Origin of the sequence: Streptomyces sp. NRRL F-5755 (assembly GCF_001279365.1) — a bacterium.
Lineage (GTDB): Bacteria > Actinomycetota > Actinomycetes > Streptomycetales > Streptomycetaceae > Streptomyces > Streptomyces rimosus.
Genome location: NZ_LGCW01000279.1, coordinates 25,276 through 39,366, shown reverse-complemented (window position 1 = coordinate 39,366; position 14,091 = coordinate 25,276). Strand labels below are relative to the sequence as shown.

The following is a 14,091-nucleotide window of genomic DNA, read 5'->3' as shown; positions in this document are numbered from 1 at the left end:
TGATGACCAGGACGGATACCTTCCGAGTGTCGCCGCGAGCAACTACGGATCCGAGCGGCTCACCACAGCCCCACAACCGCGCGCTGGAAGGTACCCCGTTCCCCATGCGTATGCCCCCTCGCATTCTGCGCCGTCACATCCTCACCGCGACAGCCATCACCACGGCCACGGTCGCCGTGGGCGCCGCCTGCAGCAGCCCCCAGCCCGAAGTCGTCGGTTCGGCCCAGGTCTCCACGCAGGACGGCACGGCCCGTGCGGCCCAGCTCACCTACGACTTCGGTGACACCGCCTACGCCCCGCCGGGCCTGGACGGCAAGCGCATGGAGCTGAAGGCCGCTGTCACCTACCCCCGCAAGCTGGACGGGGGCAAGCACCCTGTGGTGATGATGCTGCACGGCTGGGGCGATACCTGCGCCAAAGCTGACAAGCCCGTCCGCAGCCAAGACTGGCCGTGTTCCAAGGACGCCAAGTCGGTCGACAATTACCTGGGGTACTCCTACCTCGCCGAGGCCCTGGCCGACAAGGGTTACATCGTGGTGTCGGTGGCGGCCAACGGCATCCAGGCCCAGGAGAAGGACGACGGGCACACCGCGCGCGCGGCACTGCTGGACAAGCACCTGAAGATGTGGCAACAACTGGGCACCGGGGAGGGCCCGCTGCGGGAGCTCAAGCAGTTCACCAACCACGTGGATCTGAACCGGGTCGGCACGCTCGGGCACTCGCGCGGCGGCGGCGGTGTCCTCGCCCAGGCCCTGGACAGCCACAAGCGCCCGCCCGGCGTGAACATCCGGGGCACGCTGGCACTCGCGCCCGCCATGAACGGCATCAGCGCCGACAAGGAACGCATCACCCGCATCCCCCTCTCCGTGGTCGCGGGAACCTGCGACGCCATGTGGAAAGACAGCAAGATCCCCGTCGCAATGGCCTCGGGGAACCCGAACGTCGAACACCACGACGTGCCCGGAGGCAACCACAACTTCTTCAACACCGTCTGGACGCCCGGCACCGGGCCGGCCTTCGCGACGGACGATGTCGCCGTCGACAAGCGGAACCGTCCTGGCGGCAAGTGTCAAAGCACCAACGGGACCGGCACCATCCAGCAGCTCAAGCCCTCTGAGCAACGCGAGACCGCGATCCGCTACGTAACCGCGTTCTTCGACAAGTACGTGCGGTGACAGGCCTCGGGTAGGCGACCCGCCTGGACAGCCGGGCCGGCCCGCTACCCGGCGCCCTTCCCCGGTCAAGCTTCGATGGCAAAGCATCAAGGTTCGCTGTCACAGGTCAACGATGAGTCGCGCTCGGTGGACATCAAGAAGTTGGACCAGCGGCCTGATCCGCCCGGTCCGGCCCCTGAGCGGAACAGGGGCCGGGCGGTCACGTGAGCGTGTAGGGCCGGGGTGTCCCATTCGCTCGTAGTGCGCGGTCTCTGCATCGAGCTGGTCCAGGGCGCGGCTGCGGCCGAACGCTTCCAGCAGCATGACCACGGTGCAGATCGCGATGGCGTGAACCTGGTCCAGGAGTGGCAGGCTCTCTACCGCGCGGGTGAGCCCCGCCTCCTTCGCGGCGACTCGGCGTACGGCCGTCAACATCGCGAGCTCGGTCTCCGCCGGCGCCAGGGCCGCCACCGCGTCGATTTCGCGCACCGCCATGGACGGCTCCCCCAGCCTGTCGAAGAGCTCGTCGTGTTCGAGGACCAGCCAGACCAGGACCCGCTCCAGCCGTCCGGCGTCCAAGCCCGCGAGGCAGCCCGCGACCCGGGCACGGTCCTGCGCGAGGTAGGCCCGTGTCAGGTCGGACGCCCGCCACACCGCATCGACCATCCACGGGTCGCCTTCTGCCATGCCCTTTTCTAGCGGACCCGCAGGCCCGGCGGCCGATATTCCTTCTGATTCACCCGGACCGGCGCCGCCGCGTGGTAGGCCGCGTCGCTGCACCGCCCTGTCACGCCCGTTGTCACGCCGCCGCCCGGCCACCTGACAACCTGCGCCCAAAAGCCCGGTACGGGCAGTGCTTCTGAGCGGATTTGGGGCCCTGGCCCCCGTCCTGAGCGGATCCGCGTGACAGCGTGACACCCGCGCGGTGCCCCCGCCGCGACCCCGTGCCCGCTGCTGACCCGTCTCATCAAAGTTTGACTGACGTTCAGCGGGTGTTGCTTTCGACGGCGCTGGGGTTCTCGTAGAGGTGGCGAGTTCGGCGTCGCGGCCGGTTACCGGCACCGCTTGGGACGAGCGGCAGACCGCTGAGGCTGCCCGGTTTCGCACCCAGGTTCTGAGCCTGCGGATGACCGGTGACCACGGCATCGCCGCTGCGGCCGGGACGCCGGCCGTCGCGGTGCGGGTGTGCCCTTATCTCCAAGGCCGCGAATTGGTCCGCCGGAAGGACGAGACGACGAGGGCGGGGAAGCAGCGGGAGAGGGAGCGGGACGTCGGACCGGCTGATCTACCGCGCCGCCGCGTGGGCCCGGTGCTACTTGAGCATGCGGGCCGCCTGCACCCGGTGGAGGTGGATCACGACGTCGTGCGAGTCCGCGAGCCGGATCTGCGGGGCGTCCGCGATCCCGGGGTAGGTGGCGCCGATGTTCTTGACGGTGTGCGGCGCGGCGAGCCAGGTGCGGGCCGCCGCCGGGGCGTTGCGCAGGTCCACCACGTAGTCGCGGTGCCGTACCCGGTCGAGGGTGTGCTCGGCGGTGCCGGGCGCGGCCGGGCCGACGGTGAAGCGGTGGACGGCGCCGTCCTGGCCGAAGGCGTTGAACGAGCCGTGGTCGAAGGTGAGGCCGACGCTGAGGTAGCCGCCGCCCAACTTCTCGCGGAGGAACTCGCCCTGGACCTTCGGATAGGTGCCGGGGGCGTAGGTCTTGAGGGCGAGGTGGCCGTTGTGGGCGGCGAGCAGGATCTTGTCGCCGGTCCGCTGCTGCCACCAGGCGACGTTCTCCGCCATGATCCGGTCGCGGTGGAGCATGGCGTCGCTGATGCCCTGTGGGTCGTCCCAGTCGAAGGCGTACAGCGTGGTCATCTGGTGGATCGCGGTGGCGTGCTGGACGGCCCAGGCGTGCGCGTCGGCGTCGGCGCCCGTGCCGGGCCGCTGCTTGAGCAGGTCCACCGCCCGGCCGGTCCGCTCGGCGAGTTCCTTGCGTTCGGCCAACGGCTTCGCCAGGTAGTCGTTGACGTACGTCTCGGCGTCGGTGGCGGGCCGCAGGCCCCGGTACAGCTCGGTGAGCCGCGGGGCGAGTTCGGGGCGGGACGCGGCCGCGTAGGCGCTCACCTTGTCGTACATCTCGGCACCGGCGAACCCGCCGTCGTCGCCGACGAAGCGGACCGGGTCCTTCGGGTGCTTGACGTTGTACGCGCGTATCCACTGGAGCAGATCGCGGTACTCGGCGTTGTTCCACCACCGGTAGTCGCCCCGGAACTCCTCGTCCATGATCTGCTTCAGGTCGCCCTTGCCGCTCGTGAGGTAGGTGTCGAGCCGCAGACCGGTGCTCCACGGGGCTTCGAGGGCAAAGGCCCGAAAGCCCTTCTCCTCGACCAGGTACCGCAGGACCCGGTGCTTGACGGTGAAGAACTCGTGCGAGCTGTGGGTGGCCTCACCCAGGCCCACCACCCGGGCGTCGCCGACCATCTGGCCGAACGGGCGGAGGTCGGCCAGGCCGCCGCGGGGCTCGGTGGTGCGCAGTGGGTGGGCCACCCGGCCCAGGGCCGCCTCGGGGGAGCGGTACGCGGCGGCCGCGGCCTCCTCCGGGCCGGCGGGCGCGGCGGCGTCGGCGAAGGCCGATGCGGCAGCCGGGGCGGGCGAGGTGGCGGCGGAGGCGGCCGGGGTGACGGCCAGGGTGGCGCCGAGCGGGACGAGCAGGGCGGCGAGCAGGGCCTTGTGTGTGTTCATGGCGCAACTCTCGCCGCGCGGGGGCGCCCCGGACCATCCACTTCGCCCCCCGATCGGCCGGGGGGTTAGCTACACCCGTCGATGGTGGGCGAAGGGCTGGAGACGGCCAGGAGGCGCTATCCGTCGCCGACCGTATGCGACAGCAGGGCGAGCGGGTGATGCGCATCGAGCGGTGCAACGCCTCCGCCACTGGCCGGACGACGTACGTACGGACGTCGAGGCCGGGCCGGTCTCCGGGCGCGCGGCCGGTACGGCGATGCGGCGCGCCGCCGCCGACCGCGATGCGGGTGCCGATGAACGATGACCGATGTGTCCGCCCTGGGCGAGATGGAGGGCGAGGACCGTATCCGGCTCTCGCCCGCTGTCCTGCCGGTGTCGCTGATGACCGAGAACGGCGCCTGGGGTGGCGAGGCTGCCCTCATCCGCAACGCCGAACCGGGCAGGGCCCGCTACGACCCCGTCTTCGCGGGTCTACAGCGACATCGGGTGAGGGCAGCTCCCGATACGGCGAAGGCCGTGCCGGAGGCGGCTCAGAACACGAACATTCCGGTCGGCCCGGCCAGGGGCCTGGGAGCGCGAGGCGTAGTGGAAGCCGGTGAGCGTCAGGGCCTTGTCGCGGTCGCCGGTAGTGGAACCGGCTCGACTTGATCAGGCCCTGGCGAGATCATGGACAGATGCCGTCGCCCGAATCAGCAGCCCGCCAGTTTCAGGACCGTGCCGTTCTCTGGAGCATGGGCGAGATCCCCGCAGCCGACGTCGTCACGGCTGCCTGTGATGCACTCGTCGCTGGCTTGGACAGTCCTGCCCTACAAATCTTGGCGGCGTGCACACGCGGGGAGGCGGGTTACGACGTCCCCGAACTCCTTCCCCCGGCACTCGACGAACTGGGTCTCACCTTCTACACAGTGGGCAGTGTTGCCGGGCAGGAAGCCGCCGCACGAGCACTCGCCGCCCGGATGCTGGCCGGTGAGCTGACGCCACGTGAGCTGGCTTTCCGGATCCATCAGCGCTTCGGGCACGAGCTGCCCCTGACGGAACGACTCGCCGAGCTGGACGACGAGTACGACATTCTCGAATACGGCGATAGAACACCGGCACAGGTCGACGCCGATGTCACGGCCGAAGCTCTGCGGCTTGCGCAGCATCCTCGTGTTCCCACCGGATACGCGGATGGACGGACCTGAAACAGACCGGTGGGCCCGTGGGTTGAGGCTGGTGGCTTTCCGTTTCTTTGACCCCATGGGGACCACGGCTTCCTTCTCCGCGAAGCTACGACGAGGTGACGTAGCTCTCCATGATCAGAGTGACGCCCGGCCAGGCAGAGCGGGGCGGGGCCTGGGAACCTCCCCTACCTGGAGTGCGGTCCGAAGTATGCGTGGGCCTGCTCGGCTGCTTCGGGGTACGCCTCGCGCTTGGCGCACTCGGCGAGCGTTTACGGATACCTTTGGCGATCTTCGTTGGTTCTTCAGAGGTGACGATGATGACCCTCGGGCTGTCCTACCAGCGGCAGCGCGGACGGTGACCGGCAGGTGGCTCGGTTCGCCCGCGAGGTCACCGTCGCCGGCGGGCTGTCCCACCCGGGCATCGTCCGTGCACGACTTCGGCTCCGCGGTGCACGACGGACGCCTGTACGCCTACCTGGTGATGCAGCTGCTGCCCGGCAGGTCCCTCAGCAGCGTCCGGGGAGCCGGACGCTCGCCCTTGACAAAGGCTCCGAACGCGGCGAGCGAGCAACCGGCCGCCCTGCGCACTCTGCGCCCGGACGCCCCGGGGAGCTGGAACGATGGTCCGTCAGCTCCGTCCGCATCCCTGCTGGCATCCGGGAAGGGCAGAGGTTCGGGCTCCGTTAACTCGGTGGCCCCCGCCAGCATAGTGGCATTCCCGAAGACCTGTACGTGCGTGACGGTGCACCTCGACGATGGGTAGCCCGTACGCGCGGTAGCCGCCAACGACCCGGCCGAACCGAGGAGATCCGCTGATGTGGGCCAGCGTCATCGCTGTTCTGGGCACCCTCGCCGGGGTCGCCCTGGCCAGCGCCACCCAGCTGTGGGCGGAGCGCCGTACGCGCGCCGACCGGCAGCGGCAGGAGATCGCCGAATCCGTCCACGAGCTCCTGGGCGCCGTGATCACCTACCGCAAGCAGTACTGGCTGAGCATCGCCGATCTGCGGGAGGGCAGGAGCCAGAGTCGCGAGGACCGCGTCGCTCTGTACCGGGCGCGCTCGGAGGTCACCCGGGCCATTGACCGGCTCGCGCTGGCCACCGCCGACCCTGCGCTGCGCACCCCGGCCAGCGCGGCGGTGTGGTCCGCGATCGAGCTGGCCGACATCCCCCTCGGCCCGGTCACCGACGGCCGATTCGCCGACGAGGTCGAGGCCGCGCTGGCCGAGGGCCGCGAGCGCAGCCGTAACGCCCACACCGTGCTGCGGAACGCCGCGACGGTCTACATCCAGCGGCTTTCCAGGGGAGTCCGTCGTGACTGACCTTGTGTACGTGCGGCACTTGTCGGGCCGGCAGGTCGATGCCCGGCACAGCACGCGTTCCCCGGCGAGGGCAGGGCAGGTCGAGGTTGTGTGCGTGCCGCAGTACTGCAGATGCCCGATCAGGGCAGTGCTGCCGGCCTGCTGGGACGTGCGTCTATAGCCGTCTGGTAGCTATGAGCCGCAGGTGGGCTGTCCCCTCCGCAGGTCGGTGTTGCCGTCGACAGCGACACCTGCGTGCCGCTCAGCATGTTTTCGACGCCTGGCCGGCCTGGGACCAGGTCGCAAGCCGGGCACTGGCTGCGTACCGCCGGAACAAGGCCATCCCTGATGTCGCCGGGCCCGGTTACGGAACGCTGTACCGGGATACTTCAGTAACCTCAGTCTGTCGAAGAATCCTTCTCCGGCGTGCGCCTCTCCAATTTCCTGATCACCAAGTTGGCCAGGGCGACAAGCAGCGTGGCCAGCAGCGCCGGAAGCCACGGATGATGCACCCGCAATCCAGGGGTGAAATGTTCAGCGAACAGGACGGCGAGGAACGTTGTCGTCGCGGAAAGCGCCGCCTCCGTCGCGTTTTTGCTACGCGGTGCGATACCGGTGAGCCGCAGGCCCAACCGCAGCGGATAGGTGAACAGCGCTGCGAGAGCCCCGCACGGCAGGAGCAGCGCCGCTCCCCAGAACAGGGGCCCGATCCCGTCGGCTTCCACCAAGTGGCGTGAGGCGACGGCGACGGCGAGGAGACCGAGCAGCAGGACCGTGAGGACGGCGGTGATGATTCCCAGGCCCAGGCCGGTCATGCCGAAAGCGGCCAGAGCCTTGTCCCGCCGGGAGAGGGACGCCCAGGTGGGTTCGTCGTCGGGGAGGTGGCTGTTGTCCACCGCGTGCTCCTTCCGGTGCCCGGGCAGCTGCGGGCGGCACCCGGCCCAAATGGGGCGGGTGCCGCTGGGGGCTACGTCCTGATCACAGGGCGATCAGCATGATGGCCTTGGCGATGTCGTTGGCGATGTCGGTGGGCACGCCGGCGTGCACCATGGCCACGGTGAGCGCGGTCTCGCTCCAGCCCTCGACGTCCTCGATCGCGTCGGCGATCTTCCCGCCGTTGCGGGCGATGAAGTCGCCGCTCTTCTTGCTGACCTTGCCGACGATCTTCCCGGCCCAGGAACCGCCGTGGCGCAGACCGGCGACAACCAGCTTGCGGATGATCGTTCCCATGCCCAGGGCGCGCTTGTGACGCTGGTGGGGGTTGTCGAGCTGCTTGGCGTACTGCTCGAACTCCCGGATCTGGTTCTCGTCCGCGCCGTCGGCCCGCATGCGGGTCACGAGGTCGCGCACGTCGTCGGCGGTCGGGCGCAGCGAGTCGACGGTCTGCGAGGCGGCCTTCGCCTCGCGGTGCGCCTCGACGGCACTGGCGGCCGGCGCGGCGACGCCCAGGGCGACGGCGGTCACGGCGGTGGCGGCGGCTATACGGATGTGGTTCTTGTGCACGTACACTTTCCCCTTGTAGGCGGGGGAAGAGGGCATGCGGGAACGCCGGAAGGCGTGGAAACTCAACGGCCCCCGAGTCTTCTTCCCCCGGTTATTTCTGAAGTCCGCGGCGTGGTCATCGCCCGGCGGACAGGAGCTGACGCTAACTCACGTCCGAGGTGGGTTTCCAGGCGACAAGTCGCGAAGAAGATCACGACGTACCGGTCTGTGCAGTCACGTCCGACATACCTGCCTAAGTGGCTCCAGGATCGACGCGTTATACATGACGGATATCGACTCGACAGGCGCCTGTACATAGCCCTTTGCTGTGCTGACATCAGGTTCCGATAAACCCGTCCGCGTTGCTTCATAGGGAGGCGGGGCAGCGGCAACACGCTGCGACGCGTGTCCGCGAATCGCAGACGTCTCGGTCAGAGATGGTCGGACCTATTGGACCCAATAGGCCCAAGGGTGGTTCGGCTGCCCGGAGATCGGTGACGCGGCCGTTGCGCCGCAGCACGATCTGCATGGTGCCGAAGCCGTACCAGCAGGTTCCAGAGCGCCCGCAAGCCCTGGCGCCGGTGCGGGTGCCCTGGGACCGGCTGGGCACTTCTGTGGCCCGCCGCATGGTGGAGAAGGCCGCCCGCCGGGAGCTGCGCTGCGCCGCCAACGTCATTGGCCCCGAGCGCACCGCTGAGGTCCTGGCCGAGCGGTCGGCGCGCCTTCTGGCGGCCCAGCACGACGGGTCGTACGCGGTCACCGATGCTGCTCCTGGAAGGTTGCCCGCTGCGAGCAGTTGCTCTAGACCGTGCTTCACTTGGCGAGTCGGCTGCATCGTGATGCTGTCCGTGTCCGCTTGGTTCACAGGGTTCCTTTGCGTTTCGGCTTCACCGCCGCAGGCGCTCGCCGCCAGCACCCCAGCTGCCGGGCCCCGGGATACACTGCTCGGCCCCACCCCGACCGGAGGCCTTCTCAGTGTTCCCTCGACGGGTACTTGCCGGTGCCCCGTTGGCCCTGGTGATTCTCGCCGTGTCCGGCTGCTCTTCCTCCTGGGTCTGCACCGACACGACGGCGAAGCGCGGTGGAGCCAGTGTGAAAGTTCAGGTCGAGGACACGTATGGGCAGCGCCACGGCGTCACCGCCGAGGTCGTTGACTGGCGCCTGGAGCCCCACCCACAGGTGCCTTCCGAAGGGGACCGGGTCCACTTCACCTACCGCTTCGACGGCACCAACGGGACATCCGGCCCCGGGGTGGACGCTTGCGCGGTCGATAAGAAGCGCGTGGCTCTGTTGTGTGAGACGATCTATTCGACCCAGACACGGCAGCAGTCGGACGGTGCTCTCACGGGTGACGACTGGCTCGCCGTCGAGGACCCCGGGCAGGTTGCCGGCGTGCTGTTGATCCCCAATGACCGGTCCTACGACCCGCGAACCTGCGATCAGGACATCAAGGACGGTGGCGGGACGCATCCTCCGAAACCAGCCGGCAAGGGGGACCAACTGTAGGAGGCCAAGGCGGTGGAGCCCACAGCGCAACACCCCGCCGTCGAGCCGGACTCGCGCCCGACACAGCGACAGCGGTTGACCCGGGCCCGGACCGAACAGCAATGAACCGGTTGTCGCCGGTCACCGACGTCCCATGGATGGGTGAGCGGCAAGCTCAACGCTCCCGGATTCTCCACCACCACCAACGACCCGCGGTCCACTCGGGCACCCAGCCAGGATCCGGCAGAGTGCGACGCTCGAACTCGGCATCGATCCGGGCGACCAGCCTGCCGAGGTCGATCCGGCACCGCGTGGGAGATGACGCATGACCTCATCCAGGTCATCGCGGGCGTCCTCGATCTCCAATCCGGGCTGCCAGACCTCCGACGCGTTCAGAAACCGTCCTGGCTGCCTGAACGCCCGCTCGAAGCGGGACAATGCACCGACGACAAGATCCGGACGACTCAGCCGCTCGTCCTCCACACGGCGAACCGCCGCCCGGGTTCGAGCAGAGACACCGCGGATGCGGTGCACCATCACGTGCTTACCGGGCCGGTATCGCTCAGTACGGACGGCCTTCGGGCGCCTACGCGGCATCGCCCTTTCTGATCAGCGTCATGCGGGCATGATGCCACGAGCCGGTCTCATGGATGGGGCCGAATGATTCGGCCGCGACAGGGCCAGTCGATCACCAAGCGGGGCAAGAACTTCCGGCCCGAAGGGGCCAGCAGACTCGTTCGGAGCCAGCGTGCCGACCCACCGCTGGTGCGGGTCCGCGGCCGCCGGGCCGTGTTCTGTAGGACTGTTGCAGCACGGTGTACAGCCGGTCGGTGTGGATGCTCTTGGCCGGTCCCAGGTCCTGACGGGGGCGTCGAGGAGCGAGGCCAGATGCGCGGGGGACCAGGTGTCCGTCGGCGATGTGAGCCGCGTCGGCCAGGGCGGCGCGGACCGTCGAGCGGTCGGCGGTCGGCTGCAGGCGGGTGAGGTGGCAGCTGCCTCGGTGGGCCTCGCTGGCGGTTCCGAACGGGTTGCTGCGCAGGCCCGGTGGGATCTGTTACGCGGCGTCGTTCGGCGGCGGCAGGGGCCGGTAGGCGTCCTCCTCGGCGACGGTCCAGCCAGCGGCGGTCAGGTTGCGGCAGAGCTGGGTGTGGCCTGAGGCGGTGGTGGTCAGCAGGCCACGGGTGGCGGTTCTCCGTCGGGTGGGCCGTCTGGAGGGCAGTTGGCGCGGCGGTGCCCAGCTGTTCTTGGTCGGCGTAGGCGCGGTAGTGCCCTTCCTGGTCGGGGTCGGGCGGCAGGCGCCAGGTGCGGCGGCCGGCCTCCAAGGCGTCGACGAAACGGCGGCCGCGCCAGGTGCGGTCCAGGATGGTGCGGGGGAGGAGCCCGAGCATGCCGAGGTCGTCGTGCGGGCCGCGGGGGGGGGGCGATGCACAGCGCGGCGGCGCGGTGGGTGTGGGGGCCAGGCAGGCGAACGGCCCGCCGCGCGCGACGGTGGCCAGTAGAGTCGGCGGCGCCGACGCGCGTTCAGCTGCGAGGCGCCGAGCGCGCGCCATCAGGACGGGGCGGGGCGGCGGGGCCTGGCTGGGTACCGTACGGCGGCCTCGATGACGGTCTGGGCGGCGGTGAGCCGGTTGCGGTGGTGCTTGCTGCCGCGAGGGGTGAGGGACATCAGATGGTGGTTGGCGGCCCAGGCGAGCAGGGAGCGGCGGCCGGGAGGCCGTCCTGGGGGTCGACCTGGCCGACGACGGGGCCGTCGCGCAGTACGCTCCAGCGGTCCCAGCCCGCCTCGAAACGCACCAGGGACCAGCCGAAGCCCGCGTGCTCGTCCAGGTCGTCGATGGCGGCGGTCGGCCGGACACCATCCTCTCGGCTGTCCCCCTCCTCTTCGGCCTCGGGGCGGGCCGACTCCGGCGCGGCCAGCGGGGCGGCGTCCGTCGCGTCGTCGTCGGCCACAGCCGGCTCCGCGGACTTCTTGGCCGCGCGGGCGCGCAGGACGGCGGCCTGGTGGACGCCGTCGAGGTGGGCGGCGACGGCGTCGGTGTGGGCGGCGGCGCGCTGGCCGTCGGCCTGGGGCGCCAGGGCGGTCAGGACTTGGCAGCAGGACGGCGCGGTCGCGGCGGGCCGGGATCTGCTCCAGTGGCTCGGGCGCGGGTTCGGTCGCCTTCTTGGGCGGCAGCCTCGGTCCGTTCCCGCTCCAGGCGCTGGTAGTGGCGGTACGCGCGCTGCCGGTCGCGCGGGTTGTTGTGTATTCGGCAGCACTTCGGCGGCGGGCCCGGTTTGCCGGTGCGCGGCGGCTCAGGGGCCTCGGCGCCGCCCGGCGCCGGGTCCTGGTTTCGGATATCCGCTGCTTGTCCCGTAACTAAAGCTTGTCCCGCATAAGGGTGTGCGCTGGGGCTTTGCCTCACGATACGGTCGCCGGGTGGAGTTGAAGAGGTTGGGCGAGTGCCCCTTGCACGGGGCCGGGGTGCATCCTGAGTACCTGGTCGGGCGGCGTCTTGAGCAGGTGGTCGCTTCGTGGCATCTGTCCAGCACGGAGGCTCCGTCCGGCCCGTTGGACGTGTGGCTGATCGACAGCGAGAAGATCGCCACGCACGTCACTACCGGTTCGGACTGGTGCCTGATCGTGAAGGTGTCGGCCCCATCCGAGGGATACGACATGGCGGAGTGGGGACGTGTCGAGGTGACGCCGATCAGTAGCGAGACGCCGTTCGCAGATCATCTCGGCGAGACGGTATTGGCGATCAGCGAAGAAGGAGACTCGGACACCGGGCGGCTGGCGCTGGAGATCACCTTTGACTCCGGCCGCGTCCGGTGCGGAACCTGGTCTGGGGATCTTCACCTGTCCAGCAAGTGATCACCACGTCAGCATCTGCGGGAACCGTGTGAGGATCTCACCAATGACCGGTGTGATCGCGGCGTCGCAGCCGTCCTGGATAGCCCCGTTCACCGGGCTGAGCCCGCGCTGTTTCGACAAACTGGTGACGATGCTGCGGCGCGAAGGCGCGGATGCGGCCCGCCGGGGCCGACCGTGGAGCCTGCCGCTGGAGGACCGCGTGCTGCTGGTCGCAGCGTACTGGCGCACAAACTTGACACTGCGCCAACTCGCCCCGCTCTTCGGCGTCTCCAAGTCCGCGGCCGACCGCATCGTTCATCACCTCGGCCCCCTCCTTGCGCTCCGGCCCCGCAAGCGGTTCCGCGCGGACACCGTGCTCATCGCGGACGGCACCCTGGTGCCCACCCGCGACCACACAGTGGCCGAGAAGTCGAAGGACTACCGGTACTCCACCAATCACCAGGTCGTCATCGACGTTGACAGCGACTCGTCGTCGTGGTCGGCCGGCCACTGCCCGGCAACCGCAACGACTGCAAGGCATGGGCTCTGTCCGGAGCCAAGGACGCCGTCGGCCGCACCACAGTGATCGCCGACGGCGGCTACTGGGCCACCGGGCTGGTCGTTCCACACCGCCGCGAACGCGGGCAGAGCGATCTGCCCGGCTGGAAGGAAGAACACAACACTTCTCACCGCAAGATCCGCGCCCGCGTCGAGCACGCCTTCGCCCGCATGAAGACCTGGAAGATCCTCCGCGACTGCCGTCTTAAAGGCGACGGCGTCCACCATGCCATGCTCGGCATCGCCCGCCTTCACAACCTCGCCCTCGCCGGATAGGCGAGCAGTCCGAATAGCAACCGGCTCGTCCACACCGACTCAAAGATCGTTTACGGGACAAGCTTTAGGCTGCTGGGTGGGGTGGCTGACATAACTTGGTACGGTTGTCCGTATTTGGGTGGCCTGGAGTAGGGCCTCAGATTTCATGGAGGCCGGGCAGTGCGGTTCACCTGCCGAAACTTCGGACTGTCGGATCTGTCGCGGCGCGATCTCGCCGCGCCCGAGACTTCCTTGGAGGTGCTTCTCCTCGACCTTGAGGCAGAGCTGTCCATCTGGGAAGACGGGCGGATCGTGTGGTCTGAGGAGGCGTTCCCCGTGGCCGAACTGGCGTACCACTTGGCACTCTGGCTCCAGAGCCCGGGCGCCGACCGAGAGGGATTTGAGCTCGACTCGATGCAGGCGGATCCGGGGCTGATCCGTATCACGAATTCCGATGAGGGCTGGCGGATGGGCTTCACCTTCACGTCGGACTTCTGGACCTCACCTGTCGCCTGGAATGTTCTCGTGGCGGAGATCGAGCGGTTCGACCGCTCCGTGCGCCAAGGCATCGCCGCAATGGGTATCGATCCCACCTTCATCCCGAAGCCCTGACGAGCAGTTCTGGCCCACACCCGACAACCCCGGTTTCCGGCGAGGGCGAACGGCCGCTCCCACTCTGCGGCACTGCCACGCCTGGCGGCCTTGCCGGGCCTGCCGGAGGACATCACCGTGCCGGGCTTCGTCCTGTACGCCGGCGAGCGACTACCCGGCGTACACATGACCTGCCGGGGCTTCGGCGATGACGCCCAGATCTATCTGTGGGACGGTGCGGGGCGGGCATCTCGGCCGAAGACGGCTGGGCCGCGGCCTACGGCAACCGCCGGGACCTGTGGACCGAGCCGCCTGGCAGGAGTACGCCGCGGCCAGCCGTCCCACGCGGGTTGAGGACTTCGGCATGGCCGTCACTGAGGACGGCAGAGCCCACGTGTGGCTGCATATACCGGACGCGGTGGTCGGCTCGGCCCCCGCAAGGCAGCGCGTCCGGCAGCCGAAGGGGACGGCGCGCTGATCCCCGGGCGCGCCCCGCGGCGTCAAGATCATCGGGCCGTCCGGGAAGGGCGCATGTGGGCTTCATCGGCAC

Annotated in this window: 13 protein-coding genes and 1 pseudogene; 9 read left to right on the top strand and 5 right to left on the bottom strand. The window is 69.3% G+C overall.

Annotated features, from left to right (window positions below; all coding sequences use genetic code 11):
- Positions 1–104 precede the first annotated feature (104 nt).
- Positions 105–1,175, top strand: a complete 1,071-nt coding sequence (locus ADK86_RS27440) for an alpha/beta hydrolase family protein (RefSeq protein ID WP_053699025.1) — start codon at positions 105–107, stop codon at positions 1,173–1,175.
- Positions 1,176–1,274: 99 nt separating this feature from the next.
- Here the strand turns inward: ADK86_RS27440 and ADK86_RS27435 are convergent, their stop codons facing one another.
- Together ADK86_RS27435 and ADK86_RS27430 are read right to left on the bottom strand one after the other, a co-directional pair.
- Entirely contained in the window at positions 1,275–1,841 is a 567-nt protein-coding gene (locus ADK86_RS27435) for a hypothetical protein (protein WP_234346060.1), read from the bottom strand.
- 625 nt (positions 1,842–2,466) lie between these two features.
- Entirely contained in the window at positions 2,467–3,879 is a 1,413-nt protein-coding gene (locus ADK86_RS27430) for an erythromycin esterase family protein (RefSeq protein ID WP_053699024.1), read from the bottom strand.
- Between the two features lie 172 nt (positions 3,880–4,051).
- Here ADK86_RS27430 and ADK86_RS45280 point away from each other — a divergent pair, with 172 nt between their 5' ends.
- From ADK86_RS45280 to ADK86_RS27415, 4 genes are all read left to right on the top strand, one after another.
- Positions 4,052–4,183 (top strand): hypothetical protein, encoded by a 132-nt coding sequence (locus ADK86_RS45280; RefSeq protein ID WP_267888812.1) that lies wholly within the window; start codon positions 4,052–4,054, stop codon positions 4,181–4,183.
- Positions 4,180–4,527 carry a hypothetical protein gene (locus tag ADK86_RS27425; RefSeq protein WP_053699023.1) on the top strand — a complete coding sequence of 116 codons (348 nt, stop codon included), beginning with the start codon at positions 4,180–4,182 and terminating at the stop codon, positions 4,525–4,527. The genes ADK86_RS45280 and ADK86_RS27425 overlap by 4 nt, the downstream gene beginning before the upstream one ends.
- A gap of 26 nt (positions 4,528–4,553) precedes the next feature.
- On the top strand, positions 4,554–5,063 hold the full coding sequence (locus ADK86_RS41460; RefSeq protein WP_199834480.1) for a hypothetical protein: 510 nt from the start codon (positions 4,554–4,556) through the stop codon (positions 5,061–5,063).
- Between the two features lie 794 nt (positions 5,064–5,857).
- The gene (locus ADK86_RS27415; protein ID WP_053699021.1) at positions 5,858–6,361 is read left to right on the top strand and encodes a hypothetical protein; all 504 of its coding nucleotides are present in this window, start codon (positions 5,858–5,860) and stop codon (positions 6,359–6,361) included.
- 377 nt (positions 6,362–6,738) lie between these two features.
- Here the strand turns inward: ADK86_RS27415 and ADK86_RS27410 are convergent, their stop codons facing one another.
- Positions 6,739–7,236 (bottom strand): hypothetical protein, encoded by a 498-nt coding sequence (locus ADK86_RS27410; RefSeq protein ID WP_234346059.1) that lies wholly within the window; start codon positions 7,234–7,236, stop codon positions 6,739–6,741.
- An 82-nt stretch (positions 7,237–7,318) separates the two neighbouring features.
- Complete coding sequence (locus ADK86_RS27405; protein WP_234346058.1) at positions 7,319–7,843, bottom strand: hypothetical protein; 525 nt, start codon at positions 7,841–7,843, stop codon at positions 7,319–7,321.
- Positions 7,844–8,839: 996 nt separating this feature from the next.
- Between ADK86_RS27405 and ADK86_RS27400 the strand changes: the two genes are divergently transcribed.
- Positions 8,840–9,328: a hypothetical protein gene (locus ADK86_RS27400; RefSeq protein WP_053699035.1), complete on the top strand. Its 489-nt coding sequence runs from the start codon at positions 8,840–8,842 to the stop codon at positions 9,326–9,328.
- Positions 9,329–10,972: 1,644 nt separating this feature from the next.
- Here ADK86_RS27400 and ADK86_RS27395 read toward each other — a convergent pair.
- Positions 10,973–11,257: a hypothetical protein gene (locus tag ADK86_RS27395; RefSeq protein WP_053699020.1), complete on the bottom strand. Its 285-nt coding sequence runs from the start codon at positions 11,255–11,257 to the stop codon at positions 10,973–10,975.
- A 466-nt stretch (positions 11,258–11,723) separates the two neighbouring features.
- Here ADK86_RS27395 and ADK86_RS27390 point away from each other — a divergent pair, with 466 nt between their 5' ends.
- The 3 genes and pseudogenes from ADK86_RS27390 (at position 11,724) to ADK86_RS27380 (ending at position 13,562) form a co-directional block, all read left to right on the top strand.
- Positions 11,724–12,158 (top strand): hypothetical protein, encoded by a 435-nt coding sequence (locus ADK86_RS27390; RefSeq protein ID WP_053699019.1) that lies wholly within the window; start codon positions 11,724–11,726, stop codon positions 12,156–12,158.
- 43 nt (positions 12,159–12,201) lie between these two features.
- A pseudogene (locus ADK86_RS27385) lies at positions 12,202–12,971 on the top strand (transposase).
- Positions 12,972–13,130: 159 nt separating this feature from the next.
- Complete coding sequence (locus ADK86_RS27380) at positions 13,131–13,562, top strand: hypothetical protein (protein WP_234346057.1); 432 nt, start codon at positions 13,131–13,133, stop codon at positions 13,560–13,562.
- The last annotated feature ends 529 nt before the right edge of the window (positions 13,563–14,091 follow it).